The sequence below is a fragment of the Methylobacterium sp. Gmos1 genome (genome assembly GCF_053764715.1).
This window is the reverse complement of the sequence record NZ_JBSNCC010000009.1, coordinates 74,181-97,155: the sequence shown is the minus strand read 5'-3', so window position 1 is coordinate 97,155 and position 22,975 is coordinate 74,181. Positions and strand designations below refer to the sequence as shown.

Here is a 22,975-nt window from a genome sequence, read left to right as displayed (position 1 = left end):
TCTAGCCCTCCAGCCGCGCGCGGCGCGCGAGGGGGCGGGTGAACAGCCCGGCGAGGTCGCCGGCCTGCTCGTAGCCCTGAATCGGGGTGAACAGGAGCTCGATCGACCACTTGGTCGCGAGGTCCTCGGCCTCCAGCGGATTGGCGAGGCCGAGCCCGCAGACCGTGAGGTCGGGCCGGGCGGCCCGGCAGCGGTCGAGCTGGTCGTCGAGGCTCTGCCCTTCCGTCACCACCGTGCCGTCGGGGAGCAGCGCCAGATCTTCGGCGAGGTGGCCGCGATGGAGATAGGGCGTGCCGACCTCGATCAGCGCGGCGTCCATCTCCCGCGACAGGAAGCGGGCGAGCGGCACTTCGAGCTGCGAATCGGGGAAGAAGAACACCCGGCGGCCGGACAGGCTCGCGCGGTGGGCCTGGAGCGCCCGCGCGGCCCGGGCCCGGCCGGCCTCCGTCGCCGCGACGACGCGGGCGGGCGGGATCCCGAAGGCGCGGGCGGCGGCGGCCAGCCACAGGGTCGTGCCCTCGGCCCCGAGCGGGAACGGCGCCGGGATGCGGGTCGCGCCCCGGTTCTCGAGCGTGCGCGCCGTGTCGGTGAGGAAGGGCTGGGCGAGGATGTAGCGGGTGTTCGGGCCGACCGGCGCCCGGTCCGCCGCGCGGCGCCCGGGCAGGAAGCGCACGTCGGCGATACCGAGATCGGCGAACAGCCGCGAGAACTGGTCCTCGACCACGTCGGCGAGCGCCCCGACGACGAGGAGCGACTCGTCGGTCCCCCGCGGCAGATCGGGCACCAGGGCGGCGAGGCAGGCATCCTCGCCCTGCGTGAAGGTCGTCTCGATGCCGCTGCCGGAATAGCTCAGCACCCGCACGTCCGGGGCGAACGTGCCCGAGAGCCGCGTCGCGGCGCGGGCAAGATCGAGCTTGATCACCTCCGACGGGCACGAGCCGACGAGGAACAGGAGCTTGATGTCGGGCCGGCGCTCCAGCAGGCGGCGCACGACGCGGTCCAGCTCCTCGTGCGCGTCGGCGAGGCCGGCCAGATCCCGCTCCTCGATGATCGCGGTGGCAAAGCGCGGCTCGGCGAAGATCATCACACCGGCGGCCGACTGGATCAGGTGGGCGCAGGTGCGCGAGCCGACGACGAGGAAGAACGCGTCCTGGATCTTGCGGTGCAGCCAGACGATGCCGGTGAGCCCGCAGAACACCGCCCGCTGGCCGCGCTCGTGGCGGATCAGAGGGCCGAACTCTTGGCCGCACGGAACCGCGGATGGGAGGGGGGCAGCGAGCGCCGTCATCGCGCGACCCCCACGGCGTAGGCCGGCGCCTGCAAGCGCGCGGCGCGCAGCTTGAGCAGGAACTGGCCGGCATTGACGAGGTAGGCGGCGTAGGCCGAGAGCGCCAGCAGCATCAGCCCGGCGGTGCCGAGCGCGCCGGTCATGAGCGCGACGAGGTAGGCGGTGTGGAGCGCCAGCACCCCCATGCTGACCACGTCCTCCCAGTAGAAGGCCGGAGCGAACAGGTAGCGCCCGAACACCGCCTTCTCCCACAGGGAGCCGGTCACCATGATCGCGTAGAGCGCGAGGGTCTTGGCGATCACCGAGGCGTTGGCGAGCGCCACCCCCTCCCCGGTCGCGAGCGTGCGCGAGACCAGGGCGAGGCTGACGAGGAAGATCGCGAACTGGAGCGGGGCCAGCACGCCCTGGACCAGGGTCCAGGGCGAGGCGTCCCGGCGCCGGCGCTCGGCCTCGCTGTAGAGAAACGGCCGGTCCGTGGACGTCGCCATCGCGCCTGCCCTCACCTGTCCGACCCGCGTTGGCCGCGGATGCCGATGGAGGGAAGCCTAGGGCCGGCGGCGGCGGAGTGTCAACCTAAGTTGACAGTTACCTCCGATGACATTCCGGGGAGCCGGTCGCGAATGCGCCTTGCAGCGCGGCGCAGGCCATGTATCCTGGAATGGATCCGGATAACGCCGCTCCCAGATCGGCGCTCCCAACGTAGAAAACCCGACACAACGTCGAAACAACCCGATTTTCCTGAGCATCGGGGAGGTGCCGGTGGGAGATCAATCACAGTCCGGTACCTTGCCCGACGACAGGCCTGGCCGTCGCGACCGGGCGTTTCGTGAACGATCTACCCTCGACTTGAACTCCGGGGGAGTACATCGGCAGGTCCGCTGGCGGGACGATCTCGCCCAGGTCGTCGAGGCCGAGATCATTCCCCGGCTGATGCTCGCCCACCGCAACGAGCGGCCGTTGCACCGTCTTCCCGCGCGCCTGAGCGGCGCCGACGACATTGGCAGCCTCGGCGCGCTGCTGCTGCTGCGCGAGGACCGCGACGTGCTGGCGGAGGTCCGCCGCCTGATCGAGGACGGGATGAGCCTCGAGGAGGTGCTGACCGGCCTCCTCGCCCCCACCGCCCGGCATATCGGCCGGCTGTGGGAGGAGGACGTCTGCGACTTCGTCCAGGTGACGACCGCGATGGCGCGGCTGCGCCGCCTCGTCCATGACCTCGAGACGCTCTTCCTCGATCCGCAGCCGGTCGATCCGGCGAGCCGGCGGGTCCTGCTGGTGCCGGCCCCGGGGGAGACCCACACCTTCGGGCTGACGCTCGCGGCCCACTTCCTCGCCGAGGCCGGCTGGGAGGTGACGACGAGCTTCGACGCCCACCTCGCCGACGCGACCGAGCGCCTGCGCGCCGAGTGGTTCGACGTGATCGGCCTGTCGCTCTCCTGCGACGTCTGCCTCGACCGGCTGGTCGCGGCGGTCCCGGTGCTGCGACGCGCCTCGCGCAACCGCGACCTGCGGGTGATGGTCGGAGGGCCCGCCTTCCACGACCGGCCCGACCGGATCCGCCTCGTCGGCGCCGACGCGGCTGTCGACGACGCCCGCGATGCGCCGGGAATCGTACAAAGCTTGCTTGATCTACGGATTAGAGCCTGCTGAAAGACCTGTTCGATGCGGTCGGCGTGTGTTGGTGACCCTTGAACAGACCCCTGAGCCCTGCTGCGAAGGAATCGTTCGCGGTGCTGCGAGACGCCGTCTCCCGCCTCGATCCCCGGATGACGGGCAGCCTCGTCGCTGCCGCCAGCGACGTGTCCCTCGTCGTCGACGGCGACGGCGTGATCCGCGACGCCGCCTTCGCGGCCGACGACCTGTCCGAGGAGACCGGCGACCGCTGGCTCGGCCGGCGCTGGATCGACACCGTGACGGTCGAGAGCCGGCCGAAGGTCCTGAGCCTGATCGAGGACGCCGCCCCCGGCGCCGTCACCCGCTGGCGCCAGGTCAACCACCCCTCCGCGCAAGGGGGGGCCGACGTGCCGATCCGCTACGCGGCGCTCCGCGTGCCCGACGACGACCGCATCATCGTGATCGGCCGGGACCTGCGGGCGCTCTCGACCTTGCAGCAGCGCCTGACCGAATCGCAGCAGGCGCTGGAGCGCGACTACGCCCGCCTGCGCAGCGCCGAGACCCGCTACCGGGTGCTGTTCCAGCTCGCCGGCGAGCCGATCCTGATCGTCGATGCCGGCACGCGCCGCGTCACCGAGCTCAACCCGGCCGCCGCCCGCCTCCTCGGCCGGGCGGTCAAGCGCATCGTCGGGCGCGACCTCGTCGACCTGTTCGAGCCGGAGGGCGCCCGCGCCGTCCAGGCGCTGCTGGTGGGCCTGCGCCTCACCGGCCAGGCCGAGGACCTGACTGCCCGCCTCGCGCAGCGACGCGGCGAGGCGCGGGTCGCCGCCACGCTGTTTCGCGAGGAGGCCGGGATGAACATCCTGGTGCGCCTCTCCGCCGTCAACGCCCCGGCGCCGCAGCCGGCGGCGGCGCGCTCGGGCGCGCTCGAGGTGATCGAGGCGATGCCCGAGGGCTTCGTCGTCACCGACCGCGACCGGCGCATCATCGGCGCCAACGCCGCCTTCCTCGACCTCGCTCAGCTCGCCACCGAGCACCAGGCCAAGGGCGAATCGCTCGACCGCTGGCTCGGGCGCGAGGGCACCGAGGTCGCGGCGCTCTACACCACGCTCGCCGAGCACGGCTCGGTGCGCCACTTCGCCACCGTGGTGCGCGGCGAGTTCGGCGCGCTCGACGAGGTCGAGGTCGCGGCGGTCTCGGTGCCGGGGGGCGAGCGGCCGTGCTTCGGCTTCACCCTGCGCACCCTGCCCCGCCGCGTCGCCGCCGCGGCGCCGGGCGGGCGCGAATTGCCGCGCTCGGTCGAGCACATGACCGAGCTCGTCGGGCGGGTCTCGATGAAGGCGCTGGTGCGCGAGACCACCGACCTGATCGAGCGCCTGTGCATCGAGGCGGCGCTTCGCATCACCCACGACAACCGCGCCTCGGCGGCCGAGATGCTGGGCCTCAGCCGGCAGGGCTTCTACGCCAAGATGCGCCGCTACGGCCTCGGCGACCTCGACGGATCGGAAGAGGCGGAGGACGGCGCGGAGTGACGCGGGCGGCCGGGGCCGGTCCCGCGGGTCATCTCACGCCGAGATGACCCGAAGCGTCCGATAGGATCGCGCACGAATTCGCGACAGGGCGGTCACGAGTGTAAAGCTCGCTTGACACTCTCCCGCGTCCGTCCCACCCTCTCGGCATGACGACCGAGCCCCTGACCAAGCCCCTGATCGCGCCCCCGGCGGGACCGGTGCCGCGGGCGATTCTCGAACTGCTCAAGCCGATCACGTGGTTCGCCCCGATGTGGGCCTTCGCCTGCGGGGTGGTCTCATCGGGCGGCCCGGTCCAAGGACGCTGGCCGGTCGTCGTCGCCGGCATCCTGCTCGCCGGGCCCCTCGTCTGCGCCACCAGCCAGGCGGCGAACGACTGGTTCGACCGGCACGTCGACGCCATCAACGAGCCGCAGCGCCCGATCCCGTCGGGCCGCATCCCCGGCCGCTGGGGCCTGTACGTGGCGCTAGCCTGGACGCTCCTGTCGCTCGCGGTCGCCGCCCTGCTCGGGCCGTTCGTGCTCGGTGCCGCCGTCTTCGGGCTCGCCCTCGCCTGGCTCTACAGCGCGCCGCCAGTGCGGCTGAAGCGCGACGGCTGGTGGGGCAACGCGGCGTGCGGCCTCTGCTACGAGGGTCTGCCCTGGTTCACCGGCGCCGCCGTGATGGGGAGCGCGCTGCCGGACGGGCGGATCATCGCGCTCGCCCTCCTCTACAGCCTCGGGGCGCATGGCATCATGACGCTCAACGACTTCAAGTCGATGGAGGGCGACCGGCGCACGGGCATCCGCTCGCTCCCGGTCCAGCTCGGCGCCGCCCGCGCCGCCCGCCTCGCCTGCCTGGTCATGGCGGCGCCGCAGGCCGTGGTGGTGGCCCTGCTGCTCTCCTGGGGCGCGCCCTGGCACGCCGCCCTCGTTGCCGCCTTGCTCGCCGGCCAGGGCCTGCTGATGCGCCGCTTCCTCGGCGATCCGCACGCCCACGCCGCCTGGTACAACGGCACCGGCACGCTGCTCTACGTCCTCGGCATGCTCACCGCGGCGCTCGCCCTGCACGGGGGCCTCGCATGAGCGGCCAGAGCTCCTTCGGCTGGGGCACCATCGTGCGCCTCGGCCTCGTTCAGACCGCGCTCGGCGCCATCGTGGTGCTCATCACCTCGACCCTCAACCGCGTGATGGTGGTGGAGCTGGCCCTGCCCGCCGCCCTGCCCGGCGGCCTGGTGGCCCTGCACTACGCGGTGCAGGTCCTGCGCCCGCGCTGGGGCTACGGCTCGGATCTCGGGCGGCGCCGCACGCCCTGGATCGTCGGCGGCATGGCCCTCCTGGCGCTCGGCGGCGCGGGTGCCGCCCTCGGCACGGCGCTCGTCGCCGGTCATCCGGCGGCGGGCTTCTGCCTTCTCGTGGTGTCCTTCCTCGCCGTCGGCATCGGGGTCGGGGCGGCCGGCACCTCGCTCCTGGTGCTGCTCTCCACCGGCGTCGCGCCGCACCGCCGGGGTGCCGCGGCGACGATCGTGTGGATCATGATGATCGCCGGCTTCGTCGTCACCGCGCCGACCGCCGGGCACCTGCTCGATCCGTTCTCCGGCTCCCGCCTCGTCGCGGTGTCGAGCGGCGTGTCGCTGATCGCCTTCCTGGTGGCGCTGGCGGCCCTGTGGGGCGTCGAGCCGGCGCGGGCTCCCGCTCCCGCCGAGGCCCCGTCGGCACGGCCCTTCGCCAAGGTGCTCGCCGAGGTCTGGGCCGAGCCGGAAGCGCGCCGTTTCACGGTGTTCGTCTTCCTGGCGATGCTCGCCTACAGCGCGCAGGAACTGATCCTCGAACCCTTCGCCGGCCTCGTCTTCGCCCTGTCGCCGGGCGCCACCACCAAGCTCTCGGGTCTCCAGAACGGCGGCGTGCTCGCCGGCATGGTCTTCGTCGCCTTCGTCACCGCCAACGGAAGCAGGGCCTTCGCGTCCCTGCGGCTGTGGACCGTCACCGGCTGCCTCGGCTCGGCCGCCGCGCTCGCGGCCATCGCGGCCTGCGGCTATGCCGGGCCCGACGTTCCGCTGCGGACATGCGTCGTCGGGCTCGGCCTGTTCAACGGCATCTTCGCGGTGGCGGCGATCGGCCAGATGATGGCGCTCGCCGGCAGCGGCGGCGCCCCCGACGGCGAGAGCCGCCACGGCACGCGCATGGGGGTGTGGGGCGCCGCGCAAGGCATCGCCTTCGGGCTCGGCGGCTTCCTCGGTGCGGCGGGGGTGGACCTCGCCCGGCTCGCCTTCGGCACCGTGGTGCCGGCCTACGCGGCGGTGTTCGTCACGGAGGCGGCGCTGTTCCTGGTCGCCGCGGGGCTGGCCTGGCGGATCGGTCGGCCGGAGCGGGATGCGCGGGCGGTGGTGCTGTCGGTGCGGCACGCGATCTAAAAATAATTCCGGCCGGAACCGGCCCGGACAACCCGGAGGCACGGCCATGGACGAGGGTATCGTCGACGCGGTGGTGGTGGGAGGGGGACCGGCCGGGGCGACGGCGGCCACCGATCTCGCGCGGCTCGGGCGCCGGGTCGTGCTGCTCGACCGGGCCGGGCGCATCAAGCCCTGCGGCGGCGCGATCCCGCCCCGCCTGATCCGCGACTTCGCCATTCCCGACGACCTGCTGGTGGCCCGGATCCGCTCCGCCCGCATGGTCTCGCCCCGGGACCGCGCGGTCGACATGCCGGTCGGCGAGGGCTTCGTCGGCATGGTCGATCGCGGGCCGTTCGACGAGTGGCTGCGGGTGCGCGCGGCGCTCGCCGGCGCCGAGCGGGTCACCGGCACCTACCTGCGCCTCACGCGGCCGGGCGACGGCTCGGTCACGGTCCACTATAGGGGCGCGGAGGGCGGCGAGCAGACGATCCGCACTCGCCTCGTCATCGGGGCGGACGGCGCCAACTCGGCGGTCGGGCGCCAGGAGATCCCGGCTCACGCCCGAATGCGGCAGGTCTTCGCCTACCACGAGATCGTGCGCACGCCGCCCGCCGGCGGCGCCGTCGAGGCGACGCGCTGCGACGTCTACTACCAGGGCGTCCTCTCGCCGGACTTCTACGCCTGGATCTTCCCGCACGGCGACACGCTCAGCATCGGCACCGGCAGCGCCCGTAAAGGGTTCTCGCTGCGCGGCGCAGTCGGGCGGCTTCGCGCCGCGACCGGGCTCGACCTCGGCGAGACCCTTCGCCGCGAGGGCGCGCCGCTGCCGCTCAAGCCGCTCGCCCGCTTCGACAACGGCCGCGACGTGCTGCTCACCGGCGACGCCGCCGGCCTCGTCGCCCCGGCCTCGGGCGAGGGCATCTACTACGCGATGTTCGGCGGGCGGCTCGCCGCCGAGGCCGCGCACGACTTCCTCGCCACCGGCAACGCCCGGGCGCTGGCGCAGGCGCGGCGCCGCTTCCTCAAGACCCATGGACGGGTGTTCTGGATCCTGCGGCTGATGCAGGGCGTCTGGTACCGCAACGACGGCTTGCGCGAGCGCTTCGTCAGCATCTGCCGCGACCCCGACGTGCAGTCGCTCACCTGGGACGCCTACATGAACAAGGAGCTGGTGCGCGCCAAGCCCGCGGCACATGCGCGGATCTTCTTCAAGGACCTCGCCCACCTGTTCCGCTGGGTTTCGCCGTGATCGAGGCACTCGGGGGGCGCTGGGGCCCGATCCTGGTGGCGGCTCTCTCGGCCATCGTGGTGGCGGGCGCGGGCGCCTGGCTCACGACTCTCGGCCCCTGGTACCGCAGCCTGCAGGTGCCGTCCTGGAAGCCGCCCGACTGGGCGTTCGGCCCGGTCTGGACCACGATCTTCACGCTGGCCGCCATCGCCGGGGTGCTGGCGTGGAACGCGGCGCCGGAGGGGTCCGAGCGGTTCTGGCTGCTGACGGCCTTCGCGGTGAACGGGATCCTCAACATCGCCTGGAGCGGCGTGTTCTTCCGGCTGCAGCGGCCGGACTGGGCGCTGGTCGAGGTGGTGGCCCTGTGGCTCTCGGTGGCGGTGCTGATCCTGGTGGTCGGGCGGCAGACCGGCCTCGGGGCGCTGCTCCTCGTGCCCTACTTCGTCTGGGTCGGCATCGCCGCGACGCTCAACTGGTCGATCGTGCGGCTGAACGGGCCGTTCTGATCCGCCTCACGCAGCATCCGCCGCGTTCGGCGCAGATCCGATCGGTCCAGTACCGGACCCATTGCTCGGATCGCGAAAAATTCGATCGTTTGAGTCCGGATTACCGCAGATGCGACATCGTGAACCGTGGGGCGATTTCGGCGACCGCCACCCTATGTCCCGTGTTTGCAGAACTGGACTCCCTCGTCTGCTGGGTGATCTCCCCGATCGACTGCGCATCCTCGACGCGGTCAGGAGGATTGACGCGTGACGGACTTCCTCGCCAGCCGCCACATCGTCGACGCCGCGCTGCTGATCGTCGCCGCGGAGGCGGTCTGGCTCGTCCTGCGCCGCCGCCGGGGCGGGCCGGGACGGGGGGCGCTCCTCGTCAATCTCGCCTCGGGCGCCTGCCTGATGGTGGCCCTGCGCGCCGTGCTCGCGGGCGCATCCGGATTCTGGCTCGCCGCCGCCCTCGCGGGGGCGGGCGCCGCCCATGTCGCCGATCTCTGGCTGCGGCTGCGCTCCGCCGCCCACTAACTCCCGGAGGACCCGTCAATGCGCCGCCAGCCCGTCACCCGTCGTCGCACGCTCACCGCCCTGCTCGGTTCCGGCGCGCTCGCCCTCGCGGCCGGCACGGCGCTGGCCCAACCCGCCTCCTCCGACCTCGTCGAGAAGGGCCGCTATCTCGCGACGGCCGGCGACTGCGTCGCCTGCCACACCGCGCCGGGAGGCAAGCCCTATGCGGGCGGCCTCTACATCAACTTCCCGGGCGGCATCGGCAAGCTCGCGACGCCGAACATCACCCCGGACAAGGAGACCGGCATCGGCAACTGGAGCGACGACGACTTCAAAAAGGCGATGCACCAGGGCATCACCAAGAACGGCAGCTACCTCTACCCGGCTTTCCCGTTCCCCTGGTACACCCGCCTGTCCGACGAGGATGTCGGGGCGATCAAGGCCTACCTGTTCTCGCTCGAGCCGGTGAACGCGCCGCGCAAACCCACCGACATCGCCTTCCCGTTCAGCATCCGCGAGGGGCTGCTCGCCTGGCGCCTCGCCTTCTTCACGGAGGGCCGCTTCAAGCCCGACCCGAAGGCGAGCGAGGAGGTCAATCGCGGCGCCTACCTCGTCGAGGGCCCGGGCCATTGCGGCGCCTGCCATAACGGCAGCAAGCTCGTCGGCGCCTCGCAGTGGAGCGGCTACCTCGAGGGCGGCACGATCGACGGCTGGTACGCCCCGAACCTGTCGGGCGACGACAACCAGGGCCTCGGCAAGTGGAGCGAGGACCAGCTCACGACCTACCTCAAGACCGGCGCCGCCCCGGGCCGCGCCGGCGTCGTCGCCGGGCCGATGCGCCAGGTGATCGAGGAGAGCCTGAGCAAGATGTCCGATTCGGACGTGCGCGCCATCGCGGTCTACCTCAAGACGCTGGCGCCCAAGCCGACCTACACGCCCGACGTGAAGTCCGACTTCAAGTCGGCCTCCGCGGCGCCGGGTGCCGACACCTACCTCAACCGCTGCGTCGCCTGCCACCGGCCGGACGGCCAGGGCATGCCGGGCGCGATCCCGCCGCTCGCCGGCAACGGCGCGGTGCTGGCCAAGGGCCCGGAGACGGTGATCCGGGTGATCCTCGGCGGCCTCGACGCCAAGGGCGAGTACGCGGCGATGCCGGCGGTCGGCGTCGGCATGACCGACGCGGAGATCGCCAACGTCACGAACTACGTTCGCCAGACCTTCGGCAACCAGGCCCCGCCGACCGCCGAGCCCGGCCAGGTCGCGTCCCTGCGCAAGGAGACCCAGACGATGCTCGCCGGCAACGCGCCCTGCGAGACCGTCTCGAACCCGACCCTCGCCGAGGCGCTGAAAACGACGGATGCGGCGGGCCAGCTCAAGGACTTGAAGGCCGAGCAGATGCTGCCCCGCGTCGCCACCCTGCTCCCGGCTTTGCGCCAGGCCGCCCCGCAGGCGAGCTCGGCCGAACTCGTCAACGGGTTGACCGCCACCTTCTGCCAAGTCGCCGACCACAACAATACCGGGCTCGACTGGCCGACGACGATCGGCAGCTTCTCGGGCGTGGTCTACGGGCAGCTGAAGAGCCCGAGCCGGGCCGAGAAGTAAGCGGCACGAGGGGGGGGATGGGTCTTCCCCATCCCTCCACGCTCCGTCGTCGGTCCTCGCATAAGGGGGGCGGCCGTAGCGTGGCGTGCCCGATCGGGATGCAGTTGGCCGATGGAGCATTCCCTGTCCGTCATCCCGAGGCTCGACGAAGTCGAGAATCCGGGATCCATGACCGCCGGCGATCCAGTCAGAGGCGGAACGGATCCACGTCGTTCGTCGACCGCGGCGGCTTCGGACCCCGAATTCCGGTGAGCGGCCCCGGGACGACATCGAGGATTTCACCTCGGTCCGCTTACTCCTGTCGGGCTCCCGCGCGACCGTCGCTCGCGACGATCATCCGCCGAGCCGCACCGCCACCTCGTTGCGCCGCAGGAAGGGGAGCGCGAAGGGCGGGTCGTAGCCCATGAAGAAGGGCGGCGCGGCCGGAGCCTTGCCGGCGGCCCGCAGCACCTCGGCCAGGACGCGCTCCTGCTCGGCCCGGGCCTCCGGCGTGATGCGGCCGGAGAACCGGAGCGCCGCGATCCGCTCCGCCGGCACCTCGACGAGGCGAACGCCGGGCTCGGTCGGCGGCGGCGCGCCGGCGGCCGCGACCGCGTGCGGGAGGAAGAACCGCATCGTGCCGCTCGTCCCCTGCTCCACCGGCACCGTCATGGCGATGCGCCGGCCGCCGGCCTCGACGGGTGCGGTCATGGCGATGCGGTCGCCGGCCCGGTTCGCCCCGGTGATGTAGCGGAACAACCGTCCGAACGCCTCGCCGTCGCCCTGGCCGCGCGCGTCGGTCTCGACCGCCACGCGCGGCTCGTAGGCCCGGATCTCGACGCCGCGGTCGAGCCGCTCGACCACCGCGTAGCGGGGCTGGTCGTAGAACGAGCGGATTCCGAACACGCCCAGCACCGATTCGACCAGCGTGACGGCGTAATAGAGAATCTTGTCCATGGCGCTTCAGAGCGGGAGCGGGTGGTGGATCAGCACGACGGCGCGCCCGACATGGTCGCCGCTCGCGATCTCGCGGGTGATGAACTGCGCCACGTCCGCCCGGGCGATCAGCCCGTTCTTCCACGCGGACGGCCGGTCGAGCACCTGGTAGCGCCCGGTCGCGGGCCCGCCGGTGAGCACGCCGGGGCGGACGAAGGTCCAGTCGAGGGTGCTGCGGCGGATGCGCATCTCCTGCGCGTCCTTGTCGTCGTAGGCGCGGCCGAAGACGAGGCGGAACGGCAGCCGTTGCAGCGGGCCGATCGCCGCGCGGCTGTCGCCGGTGCCGAAGCCGGTGACCGCCACCAGCCGGCGCACGCCCGCCTGCTCCATCGCCGGGACGAGGACGTTGGTGGCGTCCGAGAACAGCCGCACCGGCCCGAACAGGTCGCGGAACGGCACGCCGAGGGCCTGCACCACCGCGTCGACCCCGTCGAGGGCGCCGGCAATGTCGGGCGTCGAGAGGGCGTCGCCGGGGAAGCGTTCGAGATTGGGATCGGAGAGTTCGATCTTGCCCGCCGAGCGGGCGAAGGCACGCACCCGGTGCCCCGTGGCGAGCGCCGCCTTCACCGTCTCCAGGCCGATGCCCTGGCTGGCGCCGATGACGAGGAGATGGGCCATGGATGCGTCCTGGGTGCGCGTGGGGAGCGATCGACCCTAGGAAGCGTTCGGGCGCGCGATGGTTGCTGGCGCAGGGGCAGATTCCGCCATGGGCGCAGCCGTTGCGGCGATAGGCCCCGGCTATCAGGCGCAGGGGAATGCCCAGTCCGCGTCGCCCCGGTGATCCCGCTCACGACCTCGTCCGGAGGTGCGCAGGGCTCTCCGGGGAAAGGCAAGAACGCGGGTTTCCCCCTCCCCCCCGACGGAACTCGGGCATGCCCGAGTTCCGCATCCACTTGCCCAAGTCGGGCATGCCCGACTTGGGTCGGGGGAGGGTGGCCTACGGAGTAGGCCGGGAGAGGGGCACCGCGACGCTGATCCAGAAAGCGCCCTTCATCAAGGTCGCGACCTCTCCGGAGGCGGCGTCCCCTCTCCCGACCCCCTTTCGGGGGCCACCCTCCCCCGCAGAGGGGGGAGGGGGAAACCTACGCCATTTCTTTTTCCCGGACAGCCCTGCGCACATCAGGATGAGGTCGCGAGTAGGATGGGAGAGATGTTCGAGCCGGCGGTCAGGCAATTGATGTCTTTGAATGCAAGTCTACGGGCCGTGCAGGCAAGCGACGATCGAGGTGGAACTCGACATCGCTCTCTCGGTGCCGCTCCCCTGCAAGGCCTGCCCGGCGTTGTCAGCCGGGCAGGCGTCGCAACCTCACACCCGCGCCTCCTCGAAGGCCCGCACCCACTCGGCGCAGATCCCCGAGCGCACGATGTCGTCGAGGCCGAACTCGACGATCGGCACCGGCATCATCCGGCTCTTGACCAGGTGGATCACCGTGCGCAGGCCCGAGGTCTCGCGCAGGTCGGTCTGGGACACGTCGCCGTTGATGATGACCTGGGTGTCGTCGCCGATCCGGGTCAGGAACATCTTGATCTCGGCGGGGGTGGTGTTCTGCGCCTCGTCGAGGATCACCAGGCAGTTCTTGAAGGTGCGGCCGCGCATCACCTCGAAGGGGACCACCTCGATGTCGCCGGCCTTGACGGCGATCTCGAAGGCGCCCTCGCCCATGCGCTCCTTCATGGTCTCGGTGAGGGGGGCGACCCAGGGGGCGATCTTGTCCTCGAGGGTGCCGGGGAAGAAGCCGAGGGAGCGGCCGGAGGGCACGTTCGGCCGGGTGATGACCACCTTGGCGACCCGGCGCTGGCGCAGCAGGTCGGCGGCGCGGGTGCCGGCGATGTAGGTCTTGCCGGTCCCGGCGGGGCCGAGGACGATGACTTGCGGGTGGGACCCGAGGGCTTCCAGATACTCGGCCTGTCGGGCCGTCATCGGCTGGATCGGTGGTGGATTACGCTCTTCCTCGAACCGGGTGCGGTGCACGCGGATCGGGCGGTCATCAACCAGTTCAAGTCGTGCGCGTCGTCTCTTCACGGATCAACACTCCCACTGGACTTGCGGTGCCGATATTGGTGTGCCCTCTCGTGTCCCTGAACTCCTATGTTCTTGTAACGACTCAAAGCCTCGCGGGCGGCAACGGTTCCGGTCGGGGTTGACGCAGGCGGTGGACAAGTCCGCCTGTTTCACCCGACAAGGTAAGCAGACGATGATGAACGAGCAATTGTCGCGCCGCACCATGCCCCTGCGAAACCGGCGGGGACGTGGAAGGCGCGACGAATTGTGATGAAAACCACACAGAGGTGGAGGGGCCATCGGCCGAAGGGGTGAGGGCGACATCGTGAGGGGGGACGTCGGCGCGGGCCGCGCGGGCCCGCTCGCCGGATGAGGTCGCCACCTGATCGCCGCTCCCGGTTGGCCCGCGAAAAACCGCTTCAGCCCGGCTGGACGAAGCTGTCGAGGACCATCTTCCGGCCGGCCTTGTCGAAGTCAACGGTGAGCTTGTTGCCGTCGACGGCCGCCACCGAGCCCGGTCCGAATTTGGTGTGGAAGATGCGCGCGCCCGGCTCGAAGGCCGAGGGCGTGCCGGTGGATTTCGCCACCAGCGTGCCCTCGATCTGCTGCGGCCCGCGCCGACCGGGTGCCGTCCCCCGCCCTCCCCCGCCGAAGCGGTCCTGACTGGCGGTCTGGGCCTGCGCCCGCTGCCAGCCGGGGGTGGAGTAGGACGAGCCGAAGGCCGGGGCCTGGCGGTCGAAGCGCGAGGGGCCCTGGGAGAAGGTTGCCGGCGCGTCGAGCACCAGGACGCTCGCCTCGGGCAATTCGTCGATGAAGCGGCTCGGCACGGTCGAGGACCACAGGCCGTGGATGCGCCGGTTGACCGCGAACGAGATCTTGGCGCGCTTGCGCGCCCGGGTCAGGCCGACATGGGCCAGCCGCCGCTCCTCCTCCAGGCCCGCCCGCCCGCTCTCGTCGAGGGCGCGCTGGTTGGGAATCAGGCCGTTCTCCCAGCCGGGCAGGAACACGGTGTCGAATTCCAGGCCCTTGGCCGCGTGCAGCGTCATCAGGCTGACCCGGTCGCCGCCCTCGGCCTCGTTGGCGTCCATCACGAGGGAGACGTGCTCGAGGAAGCCGGCGAGGTCCGGGAATTCCTCCATCGAGCGCACCAGCTCCTTCAGGTTCTCCAAGCGCCCAGCGGCGTCGGCGGTGCGCTCCTTCTGCCACATCTCGGTGTAGCCGGATTCCTCCAGGATCGTCTGCGCCACCTCGGTGTGCGGCTGGTCCTCCAAGAGCTTGGCCCAGCGGGAAAAGCTCTGGCACAGGGCGCGGACGGTCGAGCGGGGCTTGGGCTTCAGCTCCTCGGTCTCGCTCATCATGCGCGCCGCCTGGAGCAGCGGCACCTTGGCGCGGCGGGCGAGCCCGTGCAGCGCCTGGAGCGTCGCGTCGCCGAGGCCGCGCTTCGGCGTATTGAAGATCCGCTCGAAGGCGAGGTCGTCGGAGCCGTTGGCGACGATGCGCAGATACGCCAGCGCGTCGCGGATCTCGGCCCGCTCGTAGAAGCGCGGACCGCCCACCACCCGGTAGGGCAGGCCGAGCTGGACGAAGCGGTCCTCGATCTCGCGCATCTGCGCCGAGATCCGCACCAGCACGGCGATCTCGGAGAGCTTGTGGCCCTTGGCCTGGAGGCTCTCGATCTCCTCGCAGACGAGGCGCGCCTCCTCCTCCGAATCCCAGGCGCCGGTGACCGTGACCTTCTCGCCCTCCGGGCTGTCGGTGCGCAGGGTCTTGCCGAGGCGCCCCTCGTTGTGGGCGATCAGCACCGAGGCGGCGGCGAGGATGTGGCCGGTCGAGCGGTAGTTGTTCTCCAGCCGCACCACCAGGGCACCGGGGAAATCGTGCTCGAAGCGCAGGATGTTGTCGACCTCGGCGCCGCGCCAGCCGTAGATCGACTGGTCGTCGTCGCCGACGCAGGCGACGTTGCGGTGGCCTTGCGCGAGCAGGCGCAGCCAGAGGTACTGGGCAACGTTGGTGTCCTGGTACTCGTCGACCAGGATGTAGCGGAAGCGCTGCTGGTAGTTCGCCAGCACGTCCGGATTCTCGCGCCACAGCTTCAGGCACAGCAGCAAGAGGTCGCCGAAATCGACCGCGTTGAGGGATTTCAGCCGCTCCTGGTAGGCGGCGTAGAGCGCGCCCCCCTTGCCGAAGCCGAAGGCCGAGGCCTCGCCCGCCGGCACCTGCTCAGGAGAGAGGCCGCGGTTCTTCCAGCCGTCGATGGTGCCGGCGAGGCTGCGGGCGGGCCAGCGCTTCTCGTCGAGGTCGGCCGCGGCGATCACCTGCTTCAGGAGCCGCAGCTGGTCGTCGGTGCCGAGGATCGTGAAGTCGGAGCGCAGGCCCACCAGTTCGGCGTGGCGGCGCAGGATCTTGGTGCCGATGGCGTGGAAGGTGCCGAGCCACGGCATCCCCTCCCCGGCCGGGCCGATCAGCGCGCCGATGCGCTCCTTCATCTCCCGGGCGGCCTTGTTGGTGAAGGTCACCGACAGGATGTCGAAGGGCCGGGCGCGGCCGGTGGCGATCAGGTGGGCGATGCGGGTGGTCAGCACCCGCGTCTTGCCGGTGCCGGCACCGGCGAGCACCAGCACCGGCCCGTCCGTCGCCTCGACGGCGCGGCGCTGCTCGGGGTTGAGCCCCGTGAGGTAGGACGCGTCCTGGGGCACCACGGCGGCGCGGGCGCGGGCGGAGATCGAGGTGGGGGCGGTCCCGACCGGGATGTCGCGAGTCATGCCCGCATCACTGGACCAAAACGCGAACGGCGTCGAGGGCGGCGGGCGCATACGTCTCGGGGACGGGGCCGGAACCTTGCGAGAGCCACGGCGTCGTCCCCGCGACCAACGGCTCCCACAGGGAAAGGACCCCGATGCGCGCCCACGCTCTCCTCATCCTCGCGCTCGCCGCGGCGCCGCTGCCGGCGCTGGCGCAGAACCAGGTACCCGCCAACCGCTCGCAGCAGGCCGTCGAGGGCATCAACCGCTCGATCTCGTCCGGCGCCGAGACGCGGGGTATCCAGCAGCAGAACCGGTTCGAGACCAACCAGCTCCAGGGCCAGATCCGCAGCCAGCAGGTCACGCCGCCGCCGGCGCCGGTACCGATCGTCCCGCGGCGCTGAACCTCAGTGCCGGACGCGGGCGCCGGCGGCCGCGAAGGCGATCGCCTCCGGGCGCGGGTGGCCGCGGGCCGGGATGCCGATCACCCGGCCGAGGTCGTCGGGCCGCGGCAGCCGGGCATGCGAGCCGAGCATGACCGAGAGGTTGGCCTGGATGTCCTCCGGGAACGGTGCCACGCGCCGCGTCATCGGATCGACGTGGAGGGCGAGGTTCTCGGAGGTGGCGGCGACCCAGCCCTCGGTGGCGTGGCGGATCTCGGAGTAGAAGTGGATCCGCTTCTCGTCGAAGGCGATGAGTTGCAGCGTCACCCGCACGGGATCGTCGAGCATCAGCTCGCGGCGGTAGCGCACGTGGACCTCGGCCGCGAAGGTCGTGCCGCGCCCGGTCTCCATGTAGTCGGGCCCGAGGCCGACGACGCCGAACGCCTCGTCCACCGCCCGGTCGAACAGGACGTGGTAGTAGGCCATGTTGAGGTGGCCGTTGTAGTCGATCCAGCCCGGCTCGATCGCCATCGTGGACGACACGAACGGCGCGAAGAAGAAGACCGAGGCGGGACGGTCGTCAGCCATTGTGGGGCTCCCGGTGAGCGCGGGCGGGATGACAAGGGCGCCCTGGCACGTACCACGTCGGGAGGAGGGATGCATCCCCGGATGTGTTGCACATTGGGGCAAGGTGGCGGCCGTCCAGCGCACTTCTCCGTGACCGGGCGCCCGGATATGCCGGCCGGGACACGGCTGCTAGAGTGACCGGCAAAAGGCCGGGCCGCCCGGCCGCCAGAACCCCGCCCGGGAGATCCGCCATGAACGCCCAGAGCCCCACCCCGTCGCGCCAGCGCCCGAGCCCGGAGACGGTGGACGCCGTGATCCGCGAGCTGATGGCGCAGTTCGGCAACCGCGTCGTCACCTCGCAGGCGGTGCGCGAGCAGCATGGCAGCACCCTGACCTGGGTCGCCAACCAGCCGCCGGACGCGGTGGTCTATGCCGAGAGCACCGAGGACGTGCAGGCGATCGTGCGCGTCTGCGCCGCCCACAAGATGCCGGTCATCGCCTTCGGCACCGGCACCTCGCTCGAGGGCCACGTCAACGCGCCGTTCGGCGGCATCTCGATCGACATGACCAGCATGAACAAGGTGCTGGCGGTCCATGCCGAGGACCTCGACTGCGTGGTCCAGCCCGGCGTGACCCGCAAGGCGGTGAACGAGCACCTGCGCGACCAGGGCCTGTTCTTCCCGATCGATCCGGGCGCCGACGCGTCCCTCGGCGGCATGGCGGCGACGCGGGCGTCGGGCACCAACGCGGTGCGCTACGGCACGATGAAGGACAACGTCCTGTCGCTCACCGCCGTGATGCCGAACGGCGACGTCGTCCGCACCAGCCCGCGCGCCCGCAAGACCTCGGCCGGCTACGACCTGACCCGGCTGATGGTGGGCTCGGAGGGCACCTTCGGCATCATTACCGAACTGACCCTCAAGCTCGCCGGCATCCCGGAGGCGATCTCGGCCGGCGTCTGCCCGTTCCCGAGCATCAAGGCGGCCTGCGACGCGGTCATCGTGACGATCCAGTCCGGCCTGCCGGTGGCGCGGATCGAACTCCTCGACGAGGTCCAGGTTGCGGCCTGCAACGCCTACTCGAAGCTGACGCTGCCCGAGACCCCGCTGCTGCTGGTCGAGTTCCACGGTTCCGACGCCAGCGTGCGCGAGCAGGCCGAGCGCTTCGGCGAGATCGCCGCCGAATTCGAGGGCGGTCCCTACGAGTGGGCGACCAAGGCGGAGGACCGCACGCGCCTGTGGCAGGCCCGCCACGACGTGTACTGGGCCGCGGTCGGCATGCGGCCGGGCGCGCGGGTCATCGCCACCGACGTCTGCGTGCCGATCTCGCGGCTCGCCGAATGCGTCGACGAGACCAAGCGCGACATCGTCGAGAGCGGCATCACCGCGCCGATCGCCGGGCATGTCGGCGACGGCAACTTCCACACCTCGCCGCTCGTGATGATGGACGATCCCGACGAGATCGCCCGGGTCACCGGCTTCATCGAGCGCCTGGTCGCCCGGGCCATCGCCATGGAGGGCACCTGCACCGGCGAGCACGGCATCGGCCAGAAGAAGATGCGCTTCATGGAGCTGGAGCACGGGCCGGAGGCGCTGAATCTGATGCGGACGCTCAAGCGGGCGATCGATCCGGACAACATCATGAACCCGGGGAAGGTCGTGGTGGTTTAGGTCACGCGTCCTTCCTGGAGCGAAGCGGCTTCGTCGGCGTTTGCGCCGGCTATTGAGCCGCTTCGCGGCGCTTCTTGTGCTGGATCCCGGATCTCCTTCCGCTTCGCTACAGTCGTCTTCGCTACAGTCGTCCGGGAAAAGGGCGGGTGTGATTCAGTTGGTTTGCTCAGCTGTTGAGATCGACCGAGAGGTCGCGCCAGTCGGGATTCATGGCTTCGATCAGCCCGATCTTCCAGGCGCGGCGCCATTTCTTGAGCGCATATTCGCGGTGGCGGGCGTCGGTGATGAGTTCGTACCGCTCGTACCAGACCAAGTCCAATATACCGTATCGAGTCGTGAATCCGGGCGTGTAGGCCTGCTGATGCTCATAGATGCGCCGGCACAGATCGACCGTCGATCCGAGATAGAGCGTACCGTTGCGCCCGCTCGCCAGCATGTAGACGAAGCCGCCCTTCGCCATGCGCACACCGCCCTTTCCCGGACGACTGCAGCGTAAGCGGAAGGAGATCCGCGATCCAGCACAAGAAGTGCCGCGAAGCGGCTCAACATGCCAGCATAAACGCTGACACCGCCGCCTCGCACCCGAAATGAACAAATCCTACGGCAACACCACCACCTTCGTCCCCACCTTCACGCGATCATACAGGTCGATCACGTCCCGGTTGGTCATGCGAATGCAGCCCGAGGACACCGCAGCCCCGATCGTCTCCGGCTCGTTCGAGCCGTGGATGCGGTAGAGCGACGAGCCGAGGTAGAGCGCGCGCGCGCCCAGCGGGTTGTCGTTGCCGCCGGCCATGTAGCGCGGCAGGTCGGGGCGGCGCTTGATCATCTGCTCGGGCGGGCGCCAGGACGGCCACTCCTTCTTCATCGTCACCGTCTTGGTGCCGGCCCAGGAGAAGCCCTCGCGGCCGACGCCGACGCCGTACTGCACGGCCTCCTGGTTCGGCAGGATGTAGTAGAGCCGGCGCTGGCTGGTGGAGATCACCACCGTGCCGGGCTTGTAGGGGCTGTTCCAGCCGATGGTCTGGCGCGGCACGCCCTGCTGGCGGAACACCGTCAGGAAGTCGGCGATCGGCCCACGCTCGAGCAGGCCGATGGCCTGGGCCGGCGCGGCCAGGGCCAGCAGGGCGGTCATCGCCAGGATCGGCTTCACGAGGCGCCGCGGCGCGGTCAGACGGGTCATCGTCCCCTCCCGTTCGAATGATCGTCGAACGGGTTGGCCGTCGGGCTGTGGCCATAACATGGCGGAAACAAACGCGGGGCGGCCCGTGGTGCATGCGCGCCACAGGCCGTCGCGTCCCGCACCCGGGGATGCGGGGGTGCAGGGCTACTCCGCCGCCTGGCGCAGGGGCACGAAGCCGATCGGCTGGCGCTGCGGGCCCTCCTGCTTGAGGGTGCGCAGCATCGTCTCGTAATCCTGCTCCATCTCGGGCGTCACCGAGGCGCGAGTCTCGCGCAACGCCGCGTCGAAGTGGCCTTGTGTCACCCGCTCGCTCGCCAGGTTCTCGCGGAGCGCCATCAGGCCGGCCCGGCGGGTCAGGTCCTCGAGGTCGGCGCCGGTGAAGCGGGTGGTGCGCTCGGCGAGCCCGTCGAGGTCGACGTCGTCGGCAAGCGGCATCGCACGGGTGTGGATGCCGAGGATATGGCGCCGCCCGGCGATGCTCGGCACCGGCACGTAGACCAGTTCGTCGAAGCGGCCGGGGCGCAGCAAAGCCGGGTCGACGAGGTTCGGCCGGTTGGTCGCGGCCATCACCACCACGCCCTGCAACTCCTCCAGGCCGTCCATCTCGGCGAGGATGGTGTTGACCACCCGCTCGGTCACGGCCGGCTCGCCGAGGCCGCCGCCGCGCACCGGGGCGAGCGAATCGATCTCGTCGATGAAGATGACGGTCGGGGCAACCTGGCGGGCGCGGGCGAACAGGCGCGAGACCTGCTGCTCGGATTCACCGTACCACTTCGAGAGCAGGTCGGAGGACTTGGTGGCGACGAAGTTCGCCTGCGCCTCCCGGGCCACCGCCTTGGCGAGCAGGGTCTTGCCGGTACCGGGGGGCCCGAACAGCAGGAAACCCTTGGCCGGGCGGATGCCGATGCGGCGGAACGCCTCCGGGTTGCGCAACGGCAGCTCGACGCCCTCGCGCAGCTTGGTCTGCACCTCGCCGAGGCCCCCGACATCGTCCCAGGTGACGTTCGGGACCTGGATCATGATCTCGCGCAGCGCCGAGGGCTGCACGCGCTTCAGGGCGTTCAGGAAGTCGTCGCGGCAGACCTGGAGCTGCTCCAGGATCTCGTGCGGGATCCCCTCCTTGAGGTTGATCTGCGGCAGCACGCGGCGCAGCGCGTCCATCGCCGCCTCGCGGGCGAGCGCCGAGAGGTCGGCGCCGACGAAGCCGTAGGTGGTGCGGGCGATCTCGTCGAGATCGACGTTGTCGCCGAGGGGCATGCCGCGGGTGTGGATGGTCAGGACCTCGCGCCGGCCCGGCTCGTCGGGCACGCCGATGATGATCTCGCGGTCGAAGCGGCCGGGGCGGCGCAGGGCCTCGTCGATGGCGTCGCGCCGGTTGGTGGCGCCGATCACCACGATGTTCTGGCGCGGTTCGAGGCCGTCCATCAGCGTCAGCAGCTGCGCCACGATGCGCCGCTCGACCTCGCCGCGCACCTCCTCGCGCTTGGGCGCGATCGAGTCGATCTCGTCGATGAAGATGATGGCGGGCGCGTTGCGCTGGGCCTCGGAAAAAATCTGGCGCAGGCGCTGCTCGGATTCGCCGTACTGGCTACCCATGATCTCCGGGCCGGCGATGTGGAAGAACTGCGCCTCGGTCTCGTTGGCGACGGCGCGCGCCAGCAGCGTCTTGCCGGTGCCGGGAGGCCCGTAGAGCAGCACGCCCTTCGGCGGGTCGATGCCGAGGCGCTGGAACAGCTCGGGGTGGCGCAACGGCAGCTCCACCATCTCCCGCACCTGGTCGACGGTGTTCCCCAAGCCTCCGATGTCGTCGTAGGTGACGTCGGCCCGCCGCACCTCCTTCGGCTCCTCGTAGAGCGGGCGCAGCTCGACCTCGGTCTCGGCGGTGACCTGGACGATGCCGCGGGCCGGCTGGGTCGAGACCACGACGAGGCGGATCTCCTGGAGGCCGTAGGCCGGCAGGCTGAGCATCTGGCGCAGCTCCTCGGGCACCTCCTCGCGCTTGAAGCGCGAGGGCACCGAGGTCGAGATCACGTCGCCGGCGACCAGCGGCCGGCGGTAGAAGGTACGGCGCAGGGCCTCGCCCGAGCCTTGCAGGCGCAGGTTCTTCTGGGCCGGGGCCAGCACCACCCGGGTCGCCGGGCGCACCTCGGCCTTGCGGAGCTCGACGTGGTCGCCGGAGCCGACCCCGGCATTGACCCGCTGGAGGCCGTCGAGCCGGATGATGCTCAGGCCCTCGTCCTCCTGGCCGAGCGCGATGGCGAGCGCGGTGGTGTGGCGCTTGCCGATGATCTCGATCGGCTGGCCCTCCTGGAGGCCGAGGGTCTGCAAGACCGCCGCGCTGACCCGGGCGACGCCCCGGCCCACATCCTCCGCCCGCGCATTCGCGACCTGCGCCTTCGCGCCGCCTGCTTCGTCCGCCATCGACGTTCCCTCCATGCGGGAGCGGAACCGGACCCGCCGGAGGTTTTTGGCCACCGGCGGAGCGCGAACGGGCAACGGCCCGGCCCCAACACGATCCGGCGCCGCCACGGCGCCGTCGGCGGGGCAACGCCGGCCCTGTCGAAATGTTGCGGTTGCGTCGGGCGCGAACGACCCGGGGCGCGGGGCGCCCCAAGGCGGAGCCCCCCGTCGCCGGTCCCGATATTGAGCCCGCTCCCTCCGCGCGGCCTGCGTGCCGGAGGGACGATGCCCCGGTCGTATTTCTGCGTCACGTGTCCTGGAAATGACGTAGTAATTCAGAGGATTTCACGTTCGTTTCTCGCGACTTTAACGCGATAAAAATCTTTTTTGACTAATATATCGATGTGTCCGGAGACAAACTCCG

20 protein-coding genes are annotated in these 22,975 nt (G+C 71.0%); 10 read left to right on the top strand and 10 right to left on the bottom strand.

Annotation, left to right across the window (positions count from 1 at the left end; translation table 11 throughout):
- Window position 1: 1 nt before the first annotated feature.
- On the bottom strand, window positions 2-1,288 hold the full coding sequence (locus ACS5PV_RS18480) for a ferredoxin:protochlorophyllide reductase (ATP-dependent) subunit N (protein ID WP_455396804.1): 1,287 nt from the start codon (window positions 1,286-1,288) through the stop codon (window positions 2-4).
- Window positions 1,285-1,776: a 2-vinyl bacteriochlorophyllide hydratase gene (gene bchF, locus ACS5PV_RS18475; protein WP_455396803.1), complete on the bottom strand. Its 492-nt coding sequence runs from the start codon at window positions 1,774-1,776 to the stop codon at window positions 1,285-1,287. Before bchF ends, ACS5PV_RS18480 begins: the two co-directional genes overlap by 4 nt.
- Before the next feature lie 358 nt (window positions 1,777-2,134).
- Here bchF and ACS5PV_RS18470 point away from each other — a divergent pair, with 358 nt between their 5' ends.
- The 8 genes from ACS5PV_RS18470 (at window position 2,135) to ACS5PV_RS18435 (ending at window position 10,630) form a co-directional block, all read left to right on the top strand.
- Window positions 2,135-2,935: a cobalamin B12-binding domain-containing protein gene (locus ACS5PV_RS18470; RefSeq protein WP_455396802.1), complete on the top strand. Its 801-nt coding sequence runs from the start codon at window positions 2,135-2,137 to the stop codon at window positions 2,933-2,935.
- Between the two features lie 80 nt (window positions 2,936-3,015).
- Window positions 3,016-4,431, top strand: a complete 1,416-nt coding sequence (gene ppsR / locus ACS5PV_RS18465; RefSeq protein ID WP_455396801.1) for a transcriptional regulator PpsR — start codon at window positions 3,016-3,018, stop codon at window positions 4,429-4,431.
- A 146-nt stretch (window positions 4,432-4,577) separates the two neighbouring features.
- Complete coding sequence (gene chlG / locus ACS5PV_RS18460; protein WP_455396800.1) at window positions 4,578-5,492, top strand: chlorophyll synthase ChlG; 915 nt, start codon at window positions 4,578-4,580, stop codon at window positions 5,490-5,492.
- Entirely contained in the window at window positions 5,489-6,820 is a 1,332-nt protein-coding gene (locus tag ACS5PV_RS18455) for a BCD family MFS transporter (RefSeq protein WP_455396799.1), read from the top strand. Before chlG ends, ACS5PV_RS18455 begins: the two co-directional genes overlap by 4 nt.
- 46 nt (window positions 6,821-6,866) lie before the next feature.
- Complete coding sequence (locus tag ACS5PV_RS18450; RefSeq protein WP_455396798.1) at window positions 6,867-8,048, top strand: geranylgeranyl diphosphate reductase; 1,182 nt, start codon at window positions 6,867-6,869, stop codon at window positions 8,046-8,048.
- Window positions 8,045-8,533: a TspO/MBR family protein gene (locus tag ACS5PV_RS18445; RefSeq protein ID WP_455396797.1), complete on the top strand. Its 489-nt coding sequence runs from the start codon at window positions 8,045-8,047 to the stop codon at window positions 8,531-8,533. Before ACS5PV_RS18450 ends, ACS5PV_RS18445 begins: the two co-directional genes overlap by 4 nt.
- A 246-nt stretch (window positions 8,534-8,779) precedes the next feature.
- On the top strand, window positions 8,780-9,049 hold the full coding sequence (locus tag ACS5PV_RS18440) for a hypothetical protein (RefSeq protein ID WP_455396796.1): 270 nt from the start codon (window positions 8,780-8,782) through the stop codon (window positions 9,047-9,049).
- Window positions 9,050-9,067: 18 nt separating this feature from the next.
- Complete coding sequence (locus ACS5PV_RS18435) at window positions 9,068-10,630, top strand: cytochrome c (protein ID WP_455396795.1); 1,563 nt, start codon at window positions 9,068-9,070, stop codon at window positions 10,628-10,630.
- Window positions 10,631-10,963: 333 nt separating this feature from the next.
- Here the strand turns inward: ACS5PV_RS18435 and ACS5PV_RS18430 are convergent, their stop codons facing one another.
- The 4 genes from ACS5PV_RS18430 to ACS5PV_RS18415 all read right to left on the bottom strand — a co-directional run bounded on the left by ACS5PV_RS18430 (window position 10,964) and on the right by ACS5PV_RS18415 (window position 16,369).
- Window positions 10,964-11,566 (bottom strand): SOUL family heme-binding protein, encoded by a 603-nt coding sequence (locus ACS5PV_RS18430; protein ID WP_455396794.1) that lies wholly within the window; start codon window positions 11,564-11,566, stop codon window positions 10,964-10,966.
- A gap of 6 nt (window positions 11,567-11,572) precedes the next feature.
- Window positions 11,573-12,223, bottom strand: coding sequence for an NAD(P)-dependent oxidoreductase (locus tag ACS5PV_RS18425; RefSeq protein ID WP_455396793.1), 651 nt, complete (start codon window positions 12,221-12,223; stop codon window positions 11,573-11,575).
- 688 nt (window positions 12,224-12,911) lie between these two features.
- Window positions 12,912-13,628, bottom strand: a complete 717-nt coding sequence (locus tag ACS5PV_RS18420) for a PhoH family protein (RefSeq protein WP_455396792.1) — start codon at window positions 13,626-13,628, stop codon at window positions 12,912-12,914.
- A 398-nt stretch (window positions 13,629-14,026) separates the two neighbouring features.
- Window positions 14,027-16,369: an ATP-dependent helicase gene (locus tag ACS5PV_RS18415; protein WP_455396791.1), complete on the bottom strand. Its 2,343-nt coding sequence runs from the start codon at window positions 16,367-16,369 to the stop codon at window positions 14,027-14,029.
- 134 nt (window positions 16,370-16,503) lie between these two features.
- Here ACS5PV_RS18415 and ACS5PV_RS18410 point away from each other — a divergent pair, with 134 nt between their 5' ends.
- Window positions 16,504-16,752: a hypothetical protein gene (locus ACS5PV_RS18410; RefSeq protein ID WP_455396790.1), complete on the top strand. Its 249-nt coding sequence runs from the start codon at window positions 16,504-16,506 to the stop codon at window positions 16,750-16,752.
- Window positions 16,753-16,755: 3 nt separating this feature from the next.
- On the opposite strand, the gene ACS5PV_RS18405 is transcribed toward ACS5PV_RS18410, so the two are convergent.
- A complete protein-coding gene (locus ACS5PV_RS18405) occupies window positions 16,756-17,319 on the bottom strand; it encodes a thioesterase family protein (protein ID WP_455396789.1) in 564 nt (187 codons plus the stop codon).
- A gap of 230 nt (window positions 17,320-17,549) precedes the next feature.
- On the opposite strand from ACS5PV_RS18405, the gene ACS5PV_RS18400 reads away from it, so the two are divergent.
- A complete protein-coding gene (locus tag ACS5PV_RS18400; protein WP_455396788.1) occupies window positions 17,550-18,968 on the top strand; it encodes an FAD-binding oxidoreductase in 1,419 nt (472 codons plus the stop codon).
- Between the two features lie 166 nt (window positions 18,969-19,134).
- Here ACS5PV_RS18400 and ACS5PV_RS18395 read toward each other — a convergent pair whose 3' ends face one another.
- The 3 genes from ACS5PV_RS18395 to ACS5PV_RS18385 all read right to left on the bottom strand — a co-directional run bounded on the left by ACS5PV_RS18395 (window position 19,135) and on the right by ACS5PV_RS18385 (window position 22,572).
- Window positions 19,135-19,428 carry a GIY-YIG nuclease family protein gene (locus tag ACS5PV_RS18395; protein ID WP_455396922.1) on the bottom strand — a complete coding sequence of 98 codons (294 nt, stop codon included), beginning with the start codon at window positions 19,426-19,428 and terminating at the stop codon, window positions 19,135-19,137.
- 138 nt (window positions 19,429-19,566) lie between these two features.
- Entirely contained in the window at window positions 19,567-20,151 is a 585-nt protein-coding gene (locus ACS5PV_RS18390; protein WP_455396787.1) for a L,D-transpeptidase, read from the bottom strand.
- A 144-nt stretch (window positions 20,152-20,295) separates the two neighbouring features.
- Window positions 20,296-22,572, bottom strand: coding sequence for a CDC48 family AAA ATPase (locus ACS5PV_RS18385; protein ID WP_455396786.1), 2,277 nt, complete (start codon window positions 22,570-22,572; stop codon window positions 20,296-20,298).
- Window positions 22,573-22,975 lie beyond the last annotated feature (403 nt).

Bases quoted from the DNA above. Each gene is read 5' to 3' on its own strand.
- ACS5PV_RS18480 (WP_455396804.1), bottom strand. From the start codon at position 1,288: ATGACGGCGCTCGCTGCCCCCCTCCCATCCGCGGTTCCGTGCGGCCAA.
- bchF (WP_455396803.1), bottom strand. From the start codon at position 1,776: ATGGCGACGTCCACGGACCGGCCGTTTCTCTACAGCGAGGCCGAGCGC.
- chlG (WP_455396800.1), top strand. From the start codon at position 4,578: ATGACGACCGAGCCCCTGACCAAGCCCCTGATCGCGCCCCCGGCGGGA.
- ACS5PV_RS18455 (WP_455396799.1), top strand. From the start codon at position 5,489: ATGAGCGGCCAGAGCTCCTTCGGCTGGGGCACCATCGTGCGCCTCGGC.
- ACS5PV_RS18450 (WP_455396798.1), top strand. From the start codon at position 6,867: ATGGACGAGGGTATCGTCGACGCGGTGGTGGTGGGAGGGGGACCGGCC.
- ACS5PV_RS18435 (WP_455396795.1), top strand. From the start codon at position 9,068: ATGCGCCGCCAGCCCGTCACCCGTCGTCGCACGCTCACCGCCCTGCTC.
- ACS5PV_RS18430 (WP_455396794.1), bottom strand. From the start codon at position 11,566: ATGGACAAGATTCTCTATTACGCCGTCACGCTGGTCGAATCGGTGCTG.
- ACS5PV_RS18425 (WP_455396793.1), bottom strand. From the start codon at position 12,223: ATGGCCCATCTCCTCGTCATCGGCGCCAGCCAGGGCATCGGCCTGGAG.
- ACS5PV_RS18415 (WP_455396791.1), bottom strand. From the start codon at position 16,369: ATGACTCGCGACATCCCGGTCGGGACCGCCCCCACCTCGATCTCCGCC.
- ACS5PV_RS18410 (WP_455396790.1), top strand. From the start codon at position 16,504: ATGCGCGCCCACGCTCTCCTCATCCTCGCGCTCGCCGCGGCGCCGCTG.
- ACS5PV_RS18405 (WP_455396789.1), bottom strand. From the start codon at position 17,319: ATGGCTGACGACCGTCCCGCCTCGGTCTTCTTCTTCGCGCCGTTCGTG.
- ACS5PV_RS18400 (WP_455396788.1), top strand. From the start codon at position 17,550: ATGAACGCCCAGAGCCCCACCCCGTCGCGCCAGCGCCCGAGCCCGGAG.
- ACS5PV_RS18395 (WP_455396922.1), bottom strand. From the start codon at position 19,428: ATGGCGAAGGGCGGCTTCGTCTACATGCTGGCGAGCGGGCGCAACGGT.
- ACS5PV_RS18390 (WP_455396787.1), bottom strand. From the start codon at position 20,151: ATGACCCGTCTGACCGCGCCGCGGCGCCTCGTGAAGCCGATCCTGGCG.
- ACS5PV_RS18385 (WP_455396786.1), bottom strand. From the start codon at position 22,572: ATGGCGGACGAAGCAGGCGGCGCGAAGGCGCAGGTCGCGAATGCGCGG.